Below are 20,104 nucleotides of genomic sequence, written 5' to 3'. Positions count from 1 at the left end.
GGAAGGTGCCGCGTCGGCGGGGCACCGGGCCGCCGGTGGGTCAGTCGATCAGGGTGCGGCCGGTGAGGTGGAGGAAGACGTCCTCCAGGCTGCTGCGCCGGACCAGCACGTTGGCCGGGCGCAGTCCCAGCGCGCCGACCTCGGCGACCGCCGCGTCGCCGTCGGAGGCGTAGAGCAGGATCCGGTCGGGCAGCACCTCGATCCGCTCCCCCAGGCCGTCGAGCTTACCGGCGAACGCCTCCTGCGACTCGGCGGCGAACCGCAGTTCCACCACCTCACGGGTGGAGTGTCGCTCGATCAGCGCGCGGGGCGAGCCCTCCGCGACGATCTTCCCGGCGTCCATCACCACCAGCCGGTCGCAGAGTTGCTCCGCCTCGTCCATGTAGTGGGTGGTGAGGACCAGCGTGACGCCCTGCTGCTTGAGCCGGAACAGCCGTTCCCACACGAGGTGCCGGGCCTGCGGGTCGAGGCCGGTCGTCGGCTCGTCGAGCAGCACGATGTCGGGCTCGTTGACCAGCGCGCGGGCGATGGTCAACCGGCGCTTCATGCCCCCGGAGAGGGGCTCGACGAGGCTGTCGGCCCGCTCGGTGAGCTGGACGAAGTCGAGCAGCTCGGCGGCGCGCGCCCGGGCCACCCGGCGCGGGATGCCGAAGTAGCGCGCGTAGGTGGTGAGGTTCTCCCGCACCGTCAGGTCGGGGTCGAGATTGTCGAGCTGGGGACAGACGCCGAGACGGGCCCGGATCGCCGGGCCGTCGCGGACGGGGTCCATGCCGAGGATGCGCAGCTCGCCGCCGCTGGGCGGGGAGATGCACCCGACCATCCGCATGGTCGAGGACTTGCCGGCGCCGTTGGGCCCGAGGAAGCCGAACGCCTCGCCGGCGCGCACCTCGACGTCGATGCCGGCGACGGCGGTGAAGTCACCGAAACGCTTCACCAGCCCCCGGGCCCGGATGAGTGGTTGAGCCGTGGTCACCGCCCGACCCTAGCCGCCCAGCCCGACACCCTCGACCCGGTTCGGTCGGCCGCCGGCGCCGCGCGCCGGTCCGTCCGGGACGCGGACAGGGCTGCGGGTGGGGCGGCGACGGGGCAGGGACAACGGCCCTGGTCAGCGCGCATCCGACGACGGAGAGCGACGAAAACTACGCTGAGTAGCGACTTCGGAGCGGGCTCGCCCCGCTTCCCGGCGGCGGCGTTCGGACGGCCGAATTCGCGGGGCTATGGGACCAGAGTGGACGCAACGGATGCAATCCACCCTCGACAAAGCGCATTGTTGCCCGGCCGTAGCCTCTGGACCTGCGCGAACAGGGCCCAATTCCGGTATCTCTGCGTAGTCGATGGCCCTTTTTCATTACAGACGGCAATCATGATCAGCAATGTTCCATCAACTTTGTTGTTCGCGTATCGTGCCCCCTCGTGCCAGCAGTGCGTTCCTCCGGCGAGTCCGCCCCGCAGCCATCCACCGTGGGCCCGGCGTCCACCTCGGACGAGAACGGGGTCCCGTCACCGGCCGGGTCGGACGCTCGGAGCGGTCCCGACCCGTCGGCACCCGACCCGCGGGAGCTCGCCGCCCGGTTCGAGGACGAGAAGCCCGGCCGGGAGCTGTCCGGGCCGGTCGGCGTCCTGGTCACCGGCAGCACGCTGGCGATCGCGCTGCTCGCCCTCTGGCAGGTGTTCAGCCCGCTGCCGCAGGGCAGCAAGTTCTACCTGATCATCTTCCTGGCCGGCATCCTGCCGATGGTCTTCCTGGCGTACCCGGCGAACCTGCGGCTGCCCCGACCGGGGGGACGGACGGCCGTGAACCGCCCGGCCGAGACCGGGGCCGGGGCCGGGACCGAGGCCGAGGCCGGGGGGCGCCGCGGTCCGACCGTGCCGGACTGGGTCCTCGCCGTCGCCGCGCTGGTCAGCTGCCTCTACCCGGTGCTGCCCGTCGCCCTGGGCGCCGGCGGCGGCGGGTACGACGCCTTCCTCGACCGGCAGGGCCTGCTGGTCGGCGTCGACGTGGCGATGGGCACCGTGCTGCTGCTCCTGCTGCTGGAGGCGTGCCGCCGCACCACCGGATGGATCCTGCCGGCGGTCTGCGTGGTCTTCCTCGGCTACGGCTACTACGGCGGCCTGCTGCCCCAGTCCTGGCCGGTGGCGCACGCCGGTCTCGACTTCGGTCAGCTCGTCGACGCGCTCTACAACTCCGACAGCGGCTTCTACGGCACCCCGCTCGACGTCGCGGCGACGTACATCGTGCTGTTCACCATCTACGGCGCGGTGCTGGACCTCTCCGGGGCCGGCCGGTTCTTCGTGGAACTCTCCGCCGCCGCGTTCCGGCGCTCCCGCACGGCCGCCGGGCGCACGGCGGTCGCCTCCGGGTTCCTGCTCGGCACCGTCTCCGGCTCCGGCGCGGCGACGACGGTGAGCATCGGCGCGGTCACCTGGCCCGTCCTGCGCCGGGCCGGCTACCCGCCGGAGCGGGCGGGCGGCATGCTCGCCGCGGCCGGCGTCGGGGCGATCCTCTCCCCGCCCACCCTCGGCGCGGCGGCCTTCATCATCGCCGAGTACCTCGGGGTGTCGTACCTCCAGGTGCTCGGCTGGGCGACCGTCCCGACGGTGCTCTACTACCTCGGCATCCTGCTCGCGGTCGAGATCGACGCCCGGCGCTCGGGCGTGCGCCCGGTCGTGATCGAGACGGCCTCCGCCGGGCGGCTGCTGGCGCGCTTCGGCTACCACTTCCTCTCGCTCTTCGCGATCGTCGGGCTGCTGGCCGTCGGCTTCTCCGCGACGAAGGCCGTGGTGCTGGCCACCGTCCTGGCCGCCGTGCTCTCCTTCCTCGACCGCCGGCACCGGCTCACCCCGGCCCGCCTGCTCGCCGCGCTGAGCGCCGGGGTCCGCGGGGTGCTCGCGGTCAGCGCGGTCTGCGCGTCGGCGGGCATCATCACGGCCACCACCACCAAGACCGGCCTCGGCCCCCAGGCGGCGGCGCTGCTGGTCAGCGGCGCCCAGGCCGTCAGCTCCGAGCCGGCCGTGGTGCTGGCGCTCACCGCGCTGCTCGCCGCCGTCGCCCTCACCCTGCTCGGGCTGGCGGTGCCGGTCACCGCGTCGTTCGTGATCGGCTGGGTGATCATCGGCCCGGCCCTGCTGGACCTGGGCGTGACCGCGCCCGCCGCGGCGATGTTCGTCTTCTACTTCGCGGTCCTCTCCGAGGCTTCCCCGCCGACCGCGCTCGCCGCGGTGGCCGCCGCGGCGGTCACCGGCGGCCGGCTGGTGCCGACCATGTGGCAGACCCTGCGGTACGCCCTGCCGGCCTACCTCATCCCGCTCGCCTTCGTGGTCACCCCGACCGGCCTCGGGCTGCTCGGCATCGGGGGCGCGCAGCGGATCGCGGTCGCCGGTACGGTCGCCGCCCTCAGCGTCGCCGTGCTGGCGGTGGCGGCGGGCGGCTGGCTGCCCGGGGTCGGCCCGGCCGGCCCGCCGGAGCGGATCGTCGGCGCGCTCGCCGGGCTGACGCTGCTCTGGCTCGAACCCGTGCCCGTCACGATCGGCGCCGTCCTGGCGGCCGTCATGGTGGCGGGTGTGCTCGTCAGACGCGGATCCGCCGGCCGGACCGGCGGGCCGTCAGCAGGACCATCGGTGAACCATGGGGAGGAAAAACAGTGAGACGGATCAACGTGCGGTTCGCCGCGGGGGTTGGCGCGCTGGCCCTCGTCGCGGCGGGCACCGCCGGTTGCGGAGGCCGTCAGGACGGCGCTACCAAGGACGACGCCGCCAGTGAGATCACCTGCAAGGTCACCGAAAGCACCCGCGTCGGCATCGCCACCGGCAACGCCACCGGCGTCTACTACGTCGTCGGCAACGCCCTGGCCGGTCAGCTCTCCGGGGCGACCGAGGGCAAGCTGAGCGGCACCGCCGCCGAGACCGGCGCCTCGGTGCAGAACATCGAGCAGCTCGTCGCCGGCCAGTACGACGTCGCCTTCTCGCTCTTCGACACGGCGGTCAACGCGGTGCAGGGCAAGGGCAGCTTCACCGCCGCACAGCCGGTCGAGGCGCTCGCCCGGATCTACGACAACTACACGCAGGTCGTCGTCCGGGCCGACTCGGGGATCAACTCGGTCGCCGACATGAAGGGCAAGAAGATCTCCACGGGCTCGCCCAAGTCCGGCACGGAGGTCATCGCCAACCGGCTGCTGGAGGCCGCCGGCCTCGACCCCGCCAAGGACATCCAGGCGCAGCGGCTCGACCTGACCAAGACCGTCGAGGGCGTCAAGGACGGCAGCGTCGACGGCCTGTTCTGGTCGGGCGGGGTGCCCACGGGCGGCCTGACCGACCTGTTCACGACCGCCGGCGACAAGGTGAAGTTCATCGACATCACCCCGTTGCTGCCGAAGATGACCGCGATCAACCCGGCCTACCAGGCCGGGACCATCGGCGCGGACGTCTACAAGACCCCCGCGGACGCGCCGACCATCGTGGTGCCGAACGTGCTGCTGGTCCGCAAGGACCTGAACGCGAACGTGGCCTGCGCGATCGCCCGGACCGTCTTCGAGAAGAAGGACGCCCTGGTCCAGGCGAACCCCGCCGCCAAGGGCATCAGCCTGGAGAACGCCCGCAAGACCGACCCCGTACCGCTGCACCGCGGCGCGGCCAAGGCGTTGCAGGACCTCGGCGCCAGCTGATCCCCGGTGCCGGGTCCGGGCCGCCCGTCCGGACCCGGCACCTCCGACCCACCCCCGGAAGGCCCGAGTGTCCCTCCCCAGCCCCGGCCGCGTGCGCCGGCACCACCGGCCCGTCGACCACACGAACCGCCTGTGGTCGGTACGCACCCAGCTGCTCGCGCCCATCCTGGTGGCCACGGCGGGCCTGATGGTGCTGGGGTCCACCCAGAGCGCCATCGCCATGGCCGCCGCCGACGACGCGGAGCGCGCCCGGGTGCTGGCCGGCACCGCGACGGCCACCGTGCGCCTGGTGCACGAGCTGGAGCGGGAGCTGGGCGAGACGGCGGCCCTGCGCCAGCGCGGCGGCGCCGCCGGGCGCCCCCTCGTCGACGCCCAGCGGCGGCGGGTCGACGCCTCCGTCGAGCGCTACCGGGGCGCCAGCCGGGACGCCCGCCGGGCGGCGCCCGACCTGCGCCGGGTGCTCGACGGCGCCGACTCGCAGCTGGGCCAGCTCCAACCGGCCCGCGGTTCCGCGCTGGCCGGCGCCACCGTCGACCCGGCCTACCTGTCGCTGGTCGAGTCGCTGCTCGCCGTCGCCGACGCGCTGCCGGCCCAGGTCCGCGACCGGGAGTTGGCCAACAGGGCCCGGGAGGTGGCCGCCGTGGCCGCCCAGGAGCACCTCGCCGCCGTGGAACGCGACCTGCTGCGCACCGTCTTCGTGCGGGGCACGTTGGCAAACGGGGAACTGGTCCGCCTCGGCCAGCTGCGGGGCGCGCAGGAGCAGCGCCAGGCCGAGTTCTCCCGGATCGCCGGCCGGTCGTCGGTGGACGCGTACACCCGGCTGGTGGCCGGCACCGACGTCGCCACGGCCCGGCGGATGCGCGACAGCGCGCTCAACGCGGAGACCGAGCCCGCCGGGCTGAAGACCGACGGCGACGCCTGGTACGTGGCCCAGAGCGGCGCCATCCGGCGGTACAACCTGCTCGGCCGGGAACTCTCCGAGGAACTCGACCGCGAGGCCGCCGGGCTGACCCGGAACGCCCAGCTACGGGCCCTCATCACCGGCGGCACGACCATCACCGTCGCGCTGGCGTCGTTGACCGCCGCCGTGCTGCTCGCGGTGCGCACCAGCCGTCGGCTGCGCCGGCTGCGGGTGGCGGCGCTGACCATGGCGCACCGCGAGCTGCCGGAGCGGATCACCGCGATCGCGGCCGGCGACGGCACGCCGGCCGACGGCGCGGCCACCCGGCTGACCGCCGGCATCGGGCAGGGCCGCGACGAGATCGCCCAGGTCGCCCAGGCGTTCGACACGGTGAACCGGGCCGCCCTGCGCCTCGCCGGCGAACAGGCCGAGGTGCGGATGGACGTCACCCGGATGGCCGAGGCCCTGGCCCGGCGCATCCGTACCCTGAACACCCGGCAGCTGCGGCTGCTCGACGAGTTCGAACGCGAGGAGACCGACCCGGACGCGCTGGCCCGGCTCTTCGCGCTGGACCACCTCGCCGCCCGCATGCGGCGCAACGGGGAGAACCTCCTGGTCCTCGCGGGCGGGGAGCCCGGCCGTACGCACGACGGCGCCCATCTGCTCGCCGACGTCGTCCGGGCCGCCGCCGCGGAGATCGAGGACTACCCGCGGGTGGAGGTCGACGTGCCGACCGCCGCGGTGCACGGCGCCGCGGTGGGTAACCTGGTCCATCTCCTGGCCGAGCTGCTCGAGAACGCCACCGTCTACTCCCCGCCGAACGCCCCGGTGCACGTCGACGGGCGGCGCACGATCGACGGTCTCACGCTGCGGGTACACGACCAGGGCATCGGCATCAGCGACAGCCGGCTCGCCGCGATCAACGAGCGGCTGCTCGCTCCCGCCATGCTCTCCAGCGCCTCGGCCGGCAGCATGGGCCTGCACGTGGTGGCCCACCTGGCGGCCCGACACGGGGTGCGGGTGCGGCTGCACAGCAGCGGTGTCGGCACCGTCGCGCAGGTGGAGATCCCCGAGTCGGCGCTGACCCGGGTCGAGGCGGTGGCCCCGCGTTCCGCCCCGGCGGCGCCGGTCGGCGCGGAGGCACGCCCGGCGACGCCGCCCGTCCAGCGGGCGCGCCCGCCCGCGCCCGACACGCGCCCGCGACCGCTCGCGCAGCACGCGGACGCCGTCGCGCAGACCGCCTGGTTCCGGCCCCGCGCCGGCGCTCCCGCCGCCGTGCCCCACCCCGTCGGCGTCCAGCACGCGCCGACGGTCGCGCTCCCGGTGCTGGGCGCCCGCCCGACCGCGCCCGCCGCGCCCCCGCCCCAGCCGGTGTCGCCCCCGCTCACCGGGGCCGGATTGCCCCGACGCACCCGGGGCGGCCAGCTGCCGACCACGCTCCAGGAGGCCCCGCCGGCACGCCCGGCGGGCGACCTGCTCGACCCCGAGGTCGTACGGTCCCGGTTGTCCTCGCTCGCCGAGGGAGTGGCCGCCGCGACGCGACGTACCCAGACGACACCCACCAGGAGAATGCCATGACCCCATCCGTGAGCGCCGGCCTGGACTGGCTCCTGGCCAACTTCGCCGAACAGGTGCCGGACGTGTCGCACGCCCTCGCCGTCTCCGGTGACGGGTTGCGGCTGGCCGCCTCGCCGCACCTCGACCCCGACCAGGTCGACCAGCTCGCCGCCGTGATCAGCGGCCTGGCCAGCCTGACCGTCGGCGCCGCCCGGCTGATGTCGGCCGGGCGGGTGCGTCAGCAGATCGTCGACATGGACGGTGGGGTGATGCTGGTGATGGCGGTCGGCGAGCGCGCGCTCGTCGGGGTGCTCGCCGCGCCCGGCTGCGACCTCGGCCAGATCGGCTACGAGACCGCGATGCTGGTCCAGCGGGTGGCGGAGGCCCTGGAGCCGGCGGTCCGGGCGTGATCGGACGGCCCTCCCGGCTGCTGGCGACCCTGCTGGCGGCCGTGCTCGTCGCCGGCTGCGGCACCGCCGAGAGCGGGCCGCAGCCGTGGCACGGCGGGCGGATCTTCCTCGCCACCGGCAACACCACCGGCGTCTACTACCAGCTCGGCGGCGGCTACGCGGACGTGATCACCCGCCACCTGCCCGGCTACGAGGCGCGGGCCGAGCCGACCGGCGCCTCGGTGGAGAACATCAACCGACTGGCCAGCGGCGACATGGAGGTCGCGTTCAGCCTCGCCGACACCGCGGCGGACGCCGTGCAGGGGCGGGGCCCCTTCGAGGGCCAGCGCCAACCGGTCCGGGCGTTGGCCCGGATCTACAGCAACTACACCCACGTGATCGTGCGCGCCGGTACGAAGATCACCAAGCTGTCGGAGCTGCGCGGGAAGCGGGTCTCCACCGGCTCGCCGAAGTCCGGCACGGACATCATCGCCGGGCGCCTGCTGACCGCCGCCGGGCTCGACCCCGACCGGGACGTCCGCCGGGCGACGCTCTCCCTGCCGGAGACCGTGAAGCGGATGCGGGCCGGCACCCTCGACGCGATGTTCTTCTCCGGCGGCCTGCCCACGCCGGGCGTCGCCGACCTGCTCTCCAGCGCCCCGGGGACGTACTCGCTGCTGCCGATCGACGATCTGATCGAGCCGCTCACCGCGCGCCACGGGTCCGTCTACAAGACCGCGGAACTGCCGAAGGACGTCTACCGGACGAAGAGCGGCACGCCGACGGTCACGGTGGCGAACGTCATCCTGGTAAACGCCGACATGCCCGACCAGCTGGCGTACGACCTGACCCGACTGCTCTTCGACCACCAGGCGGACCTGGTCGGCGTCCACCCGGAGGGCGGCAACTTCACCCGGCAGAGCGCCTCCGGCACCGACCCGATCCCCCTGCACCCGGGAGCGGCCCGCTTCTACCAGGTCGGCTGACCGGCGCCGGTCAGCCGTCCACCGGGGCGGTGGCGGCCCGGGCGACGGCCACGAGGCGGTCGGTCTCGGCCAGCACCTCGGGGTCGTCGGGCGGGGTGCCCGGGTCGAGGCGCACCGTCCAGGTGAGGCCGTCCACGCCCGCCACCCGGCGCGCCGCCACCCGCGCGGCGCCGCCCGGCACCGGATGGTGCTGCGTGTACGCCACGGACCGGGTGACCCGCTCCCGCACCTGGTGCGGCAGCTCTCCCGGATCGAGCAGCAGGTGGCTCTCGGCCGGGCGGTCCGCCACCAGCAGGTAGCCGTCGCGCTCGGCGACGCGCTCGGCGGGCGTCACCGCGAGCTCCCGGCCCGACCAGACGGCCTTGTGGACGTCGTGCCAGCCCAGCCGGTCCGCCCGGCCGGGCAGCCACAGCCCCAGGTTGGTGGCCACCACCACGCCGCCGCCCGCGCCGTCGCCGACCGCGGCCCAGGCGAGCACCCGCTCGTCGGCCGACAGCGGCGGACGGTCGGCCGGGGGCAGCTTCGGCTTGCGGCGGAACAGTCCCATCTACAGCCCTCCCGCGGCCTGCTCGCGCAACGCCCTGGCGTGCTGCTCCAGCGACAGCAGCTCGCCGAAGGCGGCGAAGTACTCGTCCTTGTTGTTGACCGGGTTGATCCGCTGGATCCGGGACTTGAGGTCCCTGATCCGGGCGGTCACCGAGCCCCACTGCAACCGGGCCATGGTGATCGAGACGTAACGCGGGTCGGGCTCGCCGTCGATCCGCAGCGGCTCCACGGCCAGCTCGCCGACGAGCGCGCGCGCGGCGAGGTCCTCGCAGGCGTCGCGGACCGACTCGATCCAGACCGCGCCGCCGGTCGCCGTGGCGGCCCCGCCGGCCGACGCGACGGCCGCCCGCACCGCCGCGTGTACGGGGTGCCGGTACTCCGACGCCTCGACCGCGTCGAACATCGGCCCGGCCAGCACCGGCTCCTGGAGGGCGAGCTTCAGCGCCTCCCGCTCGACCATCGCCTGCGGGTTGTCGACGACCGGCTCGGCCGGGGCGGGACGGGGCGCCGGGGCCCTCTCCGTCGAGGGGGTGGCCGAGGCGGCGGCCAGCACGGCGCGCTGCACCGGCTCGATCTCCATGCCCAGGTCCCCGGCGAGCTTGCGGACGTACTCCGGGCGCTTCTCCCGGTCCTTGAGCTTGGCCACCAGCGGCGCGGCCCGGCGCATCGCCTCCACCCGGCCGTCGACGGTGTCGAGGTCGTACCTGTTGATCACGTGGCGGAGCGCGAAGTCGACCAGCGGCTCGCGGCGGGCGACCAGGTCGCGGACGGCCAGGTCGCCCTTGGCCAGGCGCAGGTCGCACGGGTCCATGTTGTCCGGACTGACCGCGATGAACGTCCGCCCGACGAAGCGCTGGTCGTCCTCGAAGGCGCGCAGCGCGGCCTTCTGGCCGGCGGCGTCCCCGTCGAAGGTGAAGATGATCTCGCCGGCCACGGCGTCGGTGTCCATCAGCAGCCGGCGCAGGACCCCGATGTGGTCCCCGCCGAACGCCGTGCCGCAGGTCGCCACGGCGGTCGGCACCCCGGCCAGGTGGCAGGCCATCACGTCGGTGTAGCCCTCGACGACCACGACCTTGCCCTGCTTGGCGATCTCCCGCTTGGCCTGGTCGATGCCGTAGAGGACGTGCGACTTCTTGTAGATGGGCGTCTCGGGGGTGTTGAGGTACTTCGGGCCGTCGTCGTCCTCGAAGAGCTTGCGGGCGCCGAAGCCGATCACGTCGCCGGCTAGGTCGCGGATGGGCCACATCAGCCGGCGGCGGAACCGGTCGATCAGCGTGCCGGAGCGGGACGGCCGGGAGAGCCCCGCGGTGACCAGCTCGTCGTGGGTGAAGGCCTGCCTGCGCAGGTGCTTGGTGAGCAGGTCCCAGGCCTCCGGGGCGAAGCCGCAGCCGTAGCGTTCGGCGGCCGCCCGGTCGAAGCCGCGCCGGGCCAGGAACTCCCGGGCGGGGCGCGCGCCGGCGGTACCGAGCTGGGCCCGGTAGAACTCGACGGCCGCGGCGTGCGCGGCGACGAGGCGCTGCCGCTGGCCCTGCTGCGGGCGCGCCCGCGGCGCGGCGGAGTCACCCTCGACGTAGCGCAGCTGGATGCCGGCCCGGTCGGCGAGCCGCTCGACCGACTCGACGAAGCTGAGGTGCTCGGCGTCCATCAGGAACTTGATCGCGTCGCCGCCGGCGCCGCAGCCGAAGCAGTACCAGACGTTGCGGGCGGGCGAGACGTTGAACGACGGGCTCTTCTCGTCGTGGAACGGGCACAGCCCCTTGAGGTTGCCGCCGCCGGCCGACCTCAGCGTCACCGTCTCGGAGATGACGTCGGCGATCGAGCTGCGCTCCCGGACCAGCGCGATGTCCTCGTCCCGGATCCGCCCAGCCATGTCCGCCACCCCCTCGGCGTACATCCTGCCCTGCCCCGCCGACGGCGTGCCGCCGGGGGACGCCGCGCGTGGCGGGCACCGCCGTCACCTCCGTGGCCGCGCCCGCGCCCGACCCGCCGAACGGCGGCCGGCTTCCGCTCGGGGCGGTGGCCGGCTTCCGCTGGCGGTCGTGGCCGGTCGGCGCGGCGGCGGTTGGCGTCGCCCGGAGCGGCGGCCGGTCAGGCCGGGACGGCGGCCGGTCAGGCCGGGACGGCGGCGGCCTCCTCGGCCTCCACCTGGCGGTTCCAGGCCGGCTTGGTGGCGCGCCAGCCCTCGTCGTCGAGGCCCCGGCGCCAGTAGCCGGAGATGGAGAGCCGCTCGCGGGCCACGCCGCGCTCGACGCGCAGCAGGCGGCGCAGCTCCTTGACGAAGGTGGCCTCGCCGTGCACGAAGGCGTGCACGTCGCCGGGCGGGAACTCCAGGTCGCGCACGGCCGCCACCAGGGCCTCGCCGACCGGGCGGTCGCCCCGGTGCAGCCAGGTCAGGCGCACCGCGCCCGGGCTGGTCAGCGGCTGCTCCTCCGCGGCGTCGGCGACCTCGACGAAGACGGTGGCGGGGGCCCCCGCGGGCAGCCGCTCCAGCGCGGCGGCGATCGACGGCAGCGCGCTCTCGTCGCCGACCAGCAGGTGCCAGTCGGCCTCCGGGCTGGGGGCGTACGCCCCGCCGGGGCCGACGAAGTGCACCGGATCGCCGGGGCGCAGCGCGGCCGCCCACGGCCCGCCCAGCCCCACGTCGCCGTGGTGCACGATGTCGACGGTCATCTCCCCGGCCGCCGCGTCCCACGCCCGCACCGTGTACGCCCGCAGCCGGGGCCACTGCTCCCGGGGCAGGTCGCGGCGGATCGTCTCGAGGAACATCGGGCTCGGGTAGTCGACCCCCGGCACCGGGAAGACGACCTTGATGTAGTGGTCGGTGAACTCGCCGACCGGCAGACCGACCAGCTCCTCACCCCCGAGCACCAGCCGGACCAGGTGGGGGGTGGGCCGCGCGGTGCGCAGCACCCGGGCGGTCGTGACCTTCGTGGGGCGCTCCGTCATACTGGTTAGGTTAGCCTAAGTTGTCCCCGTGGCCCATCCCCCACCCGTCGGGCCCCCGGACGCGACGCCGCGTACCAGCCGCGCGTGCCAGGCCACGGCCGCCGGGTCGGTGAGCGAGGCGACCTGGTCGATGACCACCCGGAGCCGGGCCGCGTCGTCCGGCGCGTCGCGCCAGAGCGGGGCGAAGACGGGATCCAGCCCGTCCGGCGCCCGCCCGGAGAGGGTGTGCACCAACTCGGCCAGGACCTCCCGCTGCCGGCGGTAGCGGTCCCCCGCGCCGGGGCGACGCATCACATAGCGCAGAGCGATGCCCTTGAGCAGCGCGCACCGCGCCCGCGTCCGGCGCGGCACGACCAGGTCGGCGGCGTACCGGCGGTGCGGCCCGGGACCGTACCGCTCCTGCGTCGCGGCCACCACGGTCGAGACGAACCGGCCGGTCAGCACGCTGGTGGTCTCCTTCAGCGCGACCTGCGCCCGGTGGCTGCCGTCGTACCCGGCCAGCGGCGCGAGCACCGGGTCGTCGAGCAGTTCGAGCAGCACCTCGCCGAGGTCGGCCGGGGACTCGCCGGAGTAGGTGGCGGCGACGTCGGCGCAGAGCGCGGCCCGCTCCTGCGCGTCGCGCAGCAGCGGGCGCAGCGCCACGTACCCACCGTGGATGCCGTCCTCGACGTCGTGCACCGAGTAGGCGACGTCGTCGGCCCAGTCCATCACCTGCGCCTCCAGGCAGCGCCGGGCCCCGCCGGGGACCGCCGCGTCTCCGTCCGGCGGCGCGCCGGCGCGCAGCCAGGAGAAGACGGGCAGGTCGTCGGCGTACGCCCCGAACTTCCGCACGCCCGGCCGGCGGGGCCAGGGGTACTTGCTCACCGCGTCGAGCGAGGCACGGGTGAGGTTGAGGCCGGCGGACGTCCCGTCCGGGGCGACCACCTTGGCCTCCAGCCGGGTCAGCACCCGAAGTGTCTGCGCATTGCCCTCGAAGCCGCCGCACCCGGCGGCGAGGCCGTCCAGGGCGTCCTCGCCGTTGTGCCCGAACGGCGGGTGCCCCAGGTCGTGGGCGAGCCCGGCGGTGTCCACCACGTCCGGGTCGCAGCCCAGCCTGGCCCCCATCTCACGGGCGATCTGCGCGACCTCCAGGGAGTGGGTCAGCCGGGTACGCAGGAAGTCGTCGGTGCCCGCCGTGTGCACCTGGGTCTTCGCGGCGAGCCGCCGGAACGCCGCCGAGTGCAGCACCCGGGCCCGGTCCCGCTCGTACGCCGACCGCCCGTACCCGGTGTCCTTCGGCGGTTCAGCGACCCAGCGGGCGGCGTCCGGATCGTCGGGCCCTCGACGCTCAGTCCGCACGCTGCCGCAGCACGCAGAACTCGTTGCCCTCCGGGTCGGCCAGCACGGTCCGGGCGACGTCGCCCTGCCCCACGTCGACGTGCCGCGCACCCATGTCGACCAGCCGCTCGACCTCGGCCTCCCGGTCGTCGGGGCGCAGGTCGATGTGCAGCCGGTTCTTGGTCTCCTTGTCGCCGCCGGCCGGCACGAAGACGATGCCGGGCAGCCGGTCGGCGGAACGCCGGATCTCCACCTCGTCCGGCTTCTCGGCGACCACCTGATAACCCAGTGCCTCGGCCCACCAGCGGGCGAGCCGGGCCGGGTCCCGGGCGTCGACGGTCAGGCTCTCCCAGGCGCTGCTCATGCCGATCAGGTTACGCCCGGCCGCCGCGGTCGGCTCGCCGCCGGCGCGCGCCTGACGGTTGCGCAACCTACGAACAGACGGGAGTTGTCGGCCGATCGCCGACGGTCACGGGATCGCGATCCCGGATGGCCGCCGGTAGCGTTCCCGGCGCGGAACGTGACCAGACTGGGGGGTCGGCGGTGGCAGAGACGCACGTGCACGAGGACACGACGGTGGGAACGGAGCTGCGGGCGCTGCGCCGGCGCCGTCCCGAGGTGGCCGGCACGGTGCTGGCCGGCACCGACGGCCTGCTGATCTCCAGCGACCTGCCGTCGACGGACGCCACCTACCTGGCGGCGCTCGCCGCGGCCAGCTTCGGCCTCGGCCACCGGGTGGCCGACACGGCCCGGCGGGGCGAGTTCCGGGAATCGGTGGTCCGCACCTCGGCCGGCGCCGTCGTCACCTATCCCGCCGGGCGCGACGCCCTGCTGACGCTGGTCGCCGGGGGTGGCGCCGACCTGGAGGAGCTGCACGCCGACGCGCGGGCGGTGGCCCGTCGCACCGGCTCGGTGCTGGACGCCCGGCCCCGGATCGGGGCGACGCCGGCGCCCGAGGCGCACGTCCCGTCCCTGGCCCGCACCTCCAGCGGCGCCCTGCCCCGGCGCGTCACCAACCACACGTGGCGGCGCCCGCCGCTCTGAGTCGCCCCGTCGTCGCCCCGCGCGGCGGCGGCGCGTCACGGCCGCCGACAGCGGTCGACCGCACGGCGGCGGCGGGCCCGCTCCCCCGGGCCCGCCGCCGGCCTGCCGTGTTCCCCGGCGTCAGCGGCTGTCGGAGCCGTCCGTGCGCACCGCCGCGCGGCCGGCCTCCAACCGGGCGACGGGCACCCGGAAGGGCGAGCAGGACACGTAGTCCAGGCCCACCTCGTGGAAGAAGTGCACCGACTCCGGGTCGCCGCCGTGCTCGCCGCAGACGCCGAGCTTCAGCTCGGGGCGGGCCGCCCGGCCCTCCTCCGCGGCGATCCGGACCAGCCGGCCCACGCCGTCGCGGTCGATCGACTCGAACGGCGAGATGCCGAAGATGCCCAGCTCCAGGTAGCGCCAGAAGAAGGCCCCCTCGACGTCGTCGCGGGAGAAGCCCCAGCCCATCTGGGTCAGGTCGTTGGTGCCGAAGGAGAAGAACTGCGCCGCCTCGGCGATCTGGCCGGCGGTCAGCGCCGCCCGGGGCACCTCGATCATCGTGCCGATCAGCACCTCGACGGGCTGCTCACGGGTCACGTCGGCGATGATCCGCTCGGCCTCGGCGCGTACCGTCTCCAGCTCCTGCACGGCACCGACCAGCGGCACCATGATCTCCGGACGGGGCGTGGCACCGCCCCTCGCGCACTCGACGGCGGCCTCGACGATCGCCCGCACCTGCATCGCGAAGAGGCCGGGAATGACCAGGCCGAGGCGCACGCCGCGCAGCCCCAGCATCGGGTTCTGCTCGTGCATCCGGCGGACCGCGGCCAGCAGCGCCTCCTCCTGGGCCACGTCCTCGCCGCGCTCCTGGGCGACCGCCACGTTGACCGCGAGCTGTTCCAGCGGGGGCAGGAACTCGTGCAGCGGCGGGTCGATCAGCCGGACCGTCACGGGCAGCCCGTCCATCTCCCGGAAGATCTCCATGAAGTCGGCCCGCTGCAACGGCAGCAGCGCGGCCAGCGCGGCCTCCCGCTCGGTGTTGTCGCGGGCCAGGATCAACCGCTCGACCAGCTCCCGCCGGTCGCCGAGGAACATGTGCTCGGTGCGGCAGAGCCCGATGCCCTCCGCGCCGAAGCGCCGCGCCCGGGCGGCGTCCGCGCCGGTGTCGGCGTTCGTGCGCACGTTCAGCCGCCGCTTGGCGTCCGCGTGCGACATGATCCGGTGTACGGCCCGGACCAGCGCGTTGTCGACGTGGGCGGGGTCGAGGCTGCCCTCGAAGTACTGCACCACCTCCGACGGCATGACGGGCACCTCGCCGAGGTACACCCTGCCGGTGGTGCCGTCGATGGAGACGACGTCGCCCTCGTTGACGGTCTGCCCGGCGACGACGAACCTGCGCTGCGGGACGTTGACGTCGATCTCGTCGGCGCCGGAGACGCAGGTCTTGCCCATACCGCGGGCCACCACGGCGGCGTGGCTGGTCTTGCCTCCGCGCGAGGTGAGGATGCCCTGCGCGGCGATCATGCCGTTCAGGTCGTCGGGGTTGGTCTCGCGCCGGACCAGGATCACCGACTCCCCCTCGGCGGCCAGTTCGACGGCGCGGGCCGAGGTGAAGACCACCTTGCCCGACGCCGCGCCCGGCGACGCCCCGATGCCCCTGGCGACCGGCTGGAACTCGTGGTCGAGCCGGAACCGGGGGAACATCAGCTGGGCGAGCTGCGCGCCGTTGACCCGGTGCAGCGCCTCGTCGAGGTCGATCAGACCCTCGTCCACGAGCTGGCCGGCGATGACGAACGCGGCGGCGGCGGTGCGCTTGCCGACCCGGGTCTGGAGCATCCAGAGCTTGCCGCGTTCGATGGTGAACTCGATGTCGCAGAGGTCCTTGTAGTGGCCCTCGAGCCGGGCCATGATGCCGAGCAGTTCGTCGTAGGACTTCTTGTCCAGCCGCTCCAGCTCCTGCAAAGGCACGGTGTTGCGGATGCCCGCGACCACGTCCTCGCCCTGGGCGTTGGCGAGGTAGTCGCCGTAGACGCCCTGGGCGCCGCTGGCCGGGTCGCGGGTGAACGCCACGCCGGTGCCGGAGTCGGGACCGAGGTTGCCGAAGACCATCGCCACCACGTTGACCGCGGTGCCGAGGTCGGTCGGGATGCGCTCCTGGCGGCGGTAGAGCACCGCCCGGTCGGCGTTCCACGACTGGAAGACCGCGCGGATGGCCAGGTCCAGCTGCTCGCGCGGCTCCTGCGGGAACTCCCGGCCGGTGTGCTTGACGAAGATCTTCTTGTACGCGTCGACCAGCCCCCGCAGGTCGTCGGCGTCCAGGTCGAGGTCGTCGCCGGTGCCCTTGGCCCGCTTGGCGTCGTCGAGCGCGTGCTCGAACTCCTCGCCCGGCACCTCGCACACCGTCTTGCCGAACATCTGGATCAGGCGCCGGTACGAGTCCCAGGCGAACCGGTCCGCGCCCCCGGAGGCGGCCGGGCCGTCGGAGCCGCCGGCCTGTCGCGCGAGCCCCTGCACGCTGCGGTCGTTGAGGCCGACGTTGAGGACGGTCTCCATCATGCCCGGCATGGAGAACTTGGCCCCGGAGCGGACGGAGACCAGCAGCGGGTCCTCCGGGTCGCCGAGGCGCTTGCCCATCGCCCCCTCCAGCGCCGCGAGGTGCGCCGCGATCTGGTCGGCCAGGCCGTCCGGCTCGGCACCCGTCGCGAGGTACGCCTTGCACGCCTCGGTGGTGATGGTGAAGCCCGGCGGCACCGGCAGGCCGAGATTGGTCATCTCGGCCAGGTTGGCCCCCTTGCCGCCGAGCAGGTCCTTCAGGTCCTTGTTGCCCTCGGCGAAGGCGTAGACGTACTTGTGTTCCGCCGTCTCTTGCGTTGCCACCAGAGCCCTCCCACGTGCGCCGGTCCGACACTTAACGAAGGTTCAGTTGCCCAGTACCCCGGGGTGGGCCACCGGTAATCCCCGGTGCCGAGCCGGCCGGTGGGCGAAGGCTAAGCGAACATCACGCCGCCTGGGACCGTTCGGTGACAATAGGCACAGCCATCACGACTATCCGCGTTCGTACCGGTTTTTGGGAACGCTTCCACGCGCATGATCACGCATTTCCGGCTCCGGCTACGTACGCTTGGCCCTGCGTTTTCCGGTGCCTCCACACCTTTGCCAGAACCACCGCGAATACACCCCCGGAGCCGTCGCCGTGCCACCCGTACCCACCGCCGCCCCCGAGCCGACCGACCCGTCCCGCCCCGGTGCGGGCGATCGGCCAGCCGGCCCCGTCGACCTGCTCAGCCCGCCGGCCCCGGCCCGCCTCGGCGACGTCGTGCCCGCCCCGGAGCGCGTCACGCCGAGGCCGGGCGCCGATTTCACGCTGACCGCCGAGGCGGTGATCCGGGTGAGCGCCGCCGACGCCGCCCGCGCCGTGGGCGGGCAGCTCGCCGCCCTGCTCCGGCCGGCCACCGGCTACCCGCTGCCGGTGACCGACGCCGCCCGGCCGGAGCCCGCCGGCGGCATCGCGCTGGCGCTGGTCGACGCCGAGGATCTGGGACCGGAGGGTTACCGCCTCGACGTCACCCCCGCCGGCGTCCGGATCGAGGCCGCCACCGCGGCCGGGCTGTTCCACGGCGTGCAGACGCTGCGGCAGCTGCTACCCCCGGCCGTCGAGAGCCGGAAGCCGGTCGCCGGACACTGGGTGCTGCCCGGCGGATCGGTCACCGACCGCCCCCGGTTCGCCTACCGGGGGACGATGCTCGACGTGGCCCGGCACTTCTTCGGCGTACCGGACGTGCTGCGGGTGATCGACCACATGGCCCGCTACAAGCTCAACCACCTGCACCTGCACCTCACCGACGACCAGGGCTGGCGGATCGCGGTCGACTCCTGGCCGCGGCTGGCCACGGTCGGCGGGGCGAGCGAGGTGGGCGGCGGCCCGGGCGGGCACTACACGCGCGACGACTACCAACGGATCGTGGCCTACGCCGCCGAGCGGCACGTCACGGTGGTGCCCGAGATCGACCTGCCGGGGCACACCCACGCGGCGCTGACCGCGTACGGCGAACTGGCGCCCGACGGGATCGCGCCGCCGCCCTACACCGGCACCGCGGTCGGCTTCAGCTACGTCGACCCGACAAGCGAGCGGACGTACGAGTTCGTCGCCGACGTGCTGGGCGAGGTCGCCGGGCTCACCCCCGGGCCGTGGCTGCACATCGGCGGTGACGAGGCGTTCAAGGTGCACCCCGAGGCGTACGCGGCCTTCGTCGAGCGGGCCCAGCGCCTCGTCGCCGGGACCGGCAAGACGGTGGTGGGGTGGCACCAGATCGCCCCCGCCGGGCACGCCGGGGGGCGGGTGCTCCAGTGGTGGGGAACCGATGGCGAGGACACGGTGACGGCGGACGCCGTCCGGCGGGGCGCGCGGCTCGTCCTCTCCCCCGCCAACCACGCCTACCTCGACATGAAGTACGCCCCGGACACCCCCATCGGGCACGACTGGGCCGGCCTGATCGACGTGCGCCGGGCGTACGACTGGGACCCGGGCGCCCATCTGGCCGGCGTACCCGCCGAGGCGGTGCTCGGGGTGGAGGCACCGCTGTGGACCGAGTCGGTCACGTCCCTGGCGGAGGTCGAGTTCATGCTCTTCCCGCGCCTGCCCGCCATCGCCGAACTGGGCTGGTCGCCTCGGGCGAAGCACGACTGGGCCGGGTTCCGCGAGCGGCTGGCCGGGCACGGCCCGCGCTGGACGACCGCCGGCATCGCCTTCCACCCTTCGCCGGAGATCCCCTGGCCCGCCGAGCCGCCGGCTCCCGCCGGGTCACCCACTCCCCGGGCGGCGGTGCCCGCCCAGCCCGGCTCCGGCCAGACCCAGGCGGCCACCCCCGCCACCCCGTCCGCCTGACAACCGCATGACAAAGGCCCGACAAGCCCACGCATGCCGGCGGGCAGGGGGCAGGCATCGGGGCGCCGCAGGCATCCGGGGCGGCGTACGACAGACACGCGAGCACGCGGGGACCCGACGCGGCGGGTATTGCTCCTCGCGCCCTTTAGAGCTGATGTCGTATCCGATTCAGCGATGCCACATCCCCGTCCCGCCCCTCCCGCCGGGTCTCGTTTCGTCCGGGTCGGTCGGGTTCGGGGCGTGGCGTGGCGTCGCGTGGCCAGCTCCTAGCGCGCCCAAGCCTTGGCGGGGCCCAGGTCGTGGCGGGCCCAGGTCGTGGCGAGCCCAGGTCGCGGCGGGCCCAGGTCGCGGCGGGCCCAGGTCGCGGCGAGCCCAAGCCGTAGCGGGGCGGGGCCACAGTCGAAAGCCGCACCAGGACCGAGCCCTCGGTCGGACAGTTGGAGCAGCCGGGGGCGTCCGCCGTGAGCCGGTGCGAATCGTTTACGACATCAGCTCTAAAGGGCGCTCGCCGCACCATGCTCACCCGCCGGCGGATGGCGGGGGCCTGTCGCGTTACGGGTCATATGTTCGTTTCGGAGTGCCGGTTCCAGGCCACGATGTCCGGTTCGTCCGGCGCCGTCCCGTGGTCAGGGCCACCCGGGCCGCGGAATCGTGGGCCGGTCGGGGTCGTTGAACATGGCATACCGACGGCGCCTCCCCCGCGCCGCGGTGGCCCGGACGCCGGCGGAATGGATGGCCGGTCCGGGTCGTTGAGATCCCCCGGACGCCCCGAGCAGGCTCCCCGCCGCCGGAGCGTTCCGTTCTGACTTCCCTCCCGTGACGCGCCCGATCCCCCTTGGTGTGCGCGCGGACCCCCGATCGGAAGGTGCAGACGAATCATGCGTACCGACATG

14 protein-coding genes are annotated in these 20,104 nt (G+C 74.4%); 7 read left to right on the top strand and 7 right to left on the bottom strand.

Translation table 11 applies throughout. The annotated features are described in order from the left end of the window. Window positions 1–40: 40 nt before the first annotated feature. Window positions 41–973: an ABC transporter ATP-binding protein gene (locus tag V6V16_RS24275; protein WP_334565572.1), complete on the bottom strand. Its 933-nt coding sequence runs from the start codon at window positions 971–973 to the stop codon at window positions 41–43. A 440-nt stretch (window positions 974–1,413) separates the two neighbouring features. Between V6V16_RS24275 and V6V16_RS24270 the strand changes: the two genes are divergently transcribed. From V6V16_RS24270 to V6V16_RS24250, 5 genes are all read left to right on the top strand, one after another. After that, window positions 1,414–3,645: a TRAP transporter permease gene (locus V6V16_RS24270; protein ID WP_442934146.1), complete on the top strand. Its 2,232-nt coding sequence runs from the start codon at window positions 1,414–1,416 to the stop codon at window positions 3,643–3,645. Next, complete coding sequence (locus V6V16_RS24265; RefSeq protein WP_334565571.1) at window positions 3,642–4,661, top strand: TAXI family TRAP transporter solute-binding subunit; 1,020 nt, start codon at window positions 3,642–3,644, stop codon at window positions 4,659–4,661. Before V6V16_RS24270 ends, V6V16_RS24265 begins: the two co-directional genes overlap by 4 nt. A gap of 67 nt (window positions 4,662–4,728) precedes the next feature. Further along, on the top strand, window positions 4,729–7,140 hold the full coding sequence (locus V6V16_RS24260; protein WP_334565570.1) for a sensor histidine kinase: 2,412 nt from the start codon (window positions 4,729–4,731) through the stop codon (window positions 7,138–7,140). Then, window positions 7,137–7,529 (top strand): roadblock/LC7 domain-containing protein, encoded by a 393-nt coding sequence (locus V6V16_RS24255; protein WP_334565569.1) that lies wholly within the window; start codon window positions 7,137–7,139, stop codon window positions 7,527–7,529. Before V6V16_RS24260 ends, V6V16_RS24255 begins: the two co-directional genes overlap by 4 nt. After that, window positions 7,526–8,494, top strand: a complete 969-nt coding sequence (locus V6V16_RS24250) for a TAXI family TRAP transporter solute-binding subunit (protein WP_334565568.1) — start codon at window positions 7,526–7,528, stop codon at window positions 8,492–8,494. The genes V6V16_RS24255 and V6V16_RS24250 overlap by 4 nt, the downstream gene beginning before the upstream one ends. A gap of 10 nt (window positions 8,495–8,504) precedes the next feature. Here the strand turns inward: V6V16_RS24250 and V6V16_RS24245 are convergent, their stop codons facing one another. From V6V16_RS24245 to V6V16_RS24225, 5 genes are all read right to left on the bottom strand, one after another. Then, a complete protein-coding gene (locus V6V16_RS24245; RefSeq protein ID WP_334565567.1) occupies window positions 8,505–9,041 on the bottom strand; it encodes a hypothetical protein in 537 nt (178 codons plus the stop codon). Beyond that, complete coding sequence (dnaG, locus tag V6V16_RS24240) at window positions 9,042–10,934, bottom strand: DNA primase (protein ID WP_334565566.1); 1,893 nt, start codon at window positions 10,932–10,934, stop codon at window positions 9,042–9,044. 215 nt (window positions 10,935–11,149) lie between these two features. Then, on the bottom strand, window positions 11,150–11,986 hold the full coding sequence (locus V6V16_RS24235) for a siderophore-interacting protein (protein WP_334565565.1): 837 nt from the start codon (window positions 11,984–11,986) through the stop codon (window positions 11,150–11,152). 15 nt (window positions 11,987–12,001) lie between these two features. Then, entirely contained in the window at window positions 12,002–13,324 is a 1,323-nt protein-coding gene (locus V6V16_RS24230) for a deoxyguanosinetriphosphate triphosphohydrolase (protein ID WP_334565564.1), read from the bottom strand. Beyond that, window positions 13,314–13,667, bottom strand: coding sequence for a VOC family protein (locus V6V16_RS24225; protein ID WP_334565563.1), 354 nt, complete (start codon window positions 13,665–13,667; stop codon window positions 13,314–13,316). The genes V6V16_RS24230 and V6V16_RS24225 overlap by 11 nt, the downstream gene beginning before the upstream one ends. Window positions 13,668–13,846: 179 nt before the next feature. Here V6V16_RS24225 and V6V16_RS24220 point away from each other — a divergent pair, with 179 nt between their 5' ends. Further along, window positions 13,847–14,347, top strand: coding sequence for a roadblock/LC7 domain-containing protein (locus tag V6V16_RS24220; protein WP_334565562.1), 501 nt, complete (start codon window positions 13,847–13,849; stop codon window positions 14,345–14,347). A 120-nt stretch (window positions 14,348–14,467) separates the two neighbouring features. Here the strand turns inward: V6V16_RS24220 and ppdK are convergent, their stop codons facing one another. After that, window positions 14,468–17,203, bottom strand: coding sequence for a pyruvate, phosphate dikinase (gene ppdK / locus V6V16_RS24215; protein ID WP_334565561.1), 2,736 nt, complete (start codon window positions 17,201–17,203; stop codon window positions 14,468–14,470). A 316-nt stretch (window positions 17,204–17,519) separates the two neighbouring features. Here ppdK and V6V16_RS24210 point away from each other — a divergent pair, with 316 nt between their 5' ends. After that, entirely contained in the window at window positions 17,520–19,211 is a 1,692-nt protein-coding gene (locus tag V6V16_RS24210; protein WP_334565560.1) for a beta-N-acetylhexosaminidase, read from the top strand. Window positions 19,212–20,104: the final 893 nt, after the last annotated feature.

It is taken from the genome of Micromonospora sp. CPCC 205561 (assembly GCF_036906775.1).
In the GTDB taxonomy this organism is placed as follows: domain Bacteria; phylum Actinomycetota; class Actinomycetes; order Mycobacteriales; family Micromonosporaceae; genus Micromonospora.
This window is presented reverse-complemented; position numbering and strand designations above follow the sequence as displayed.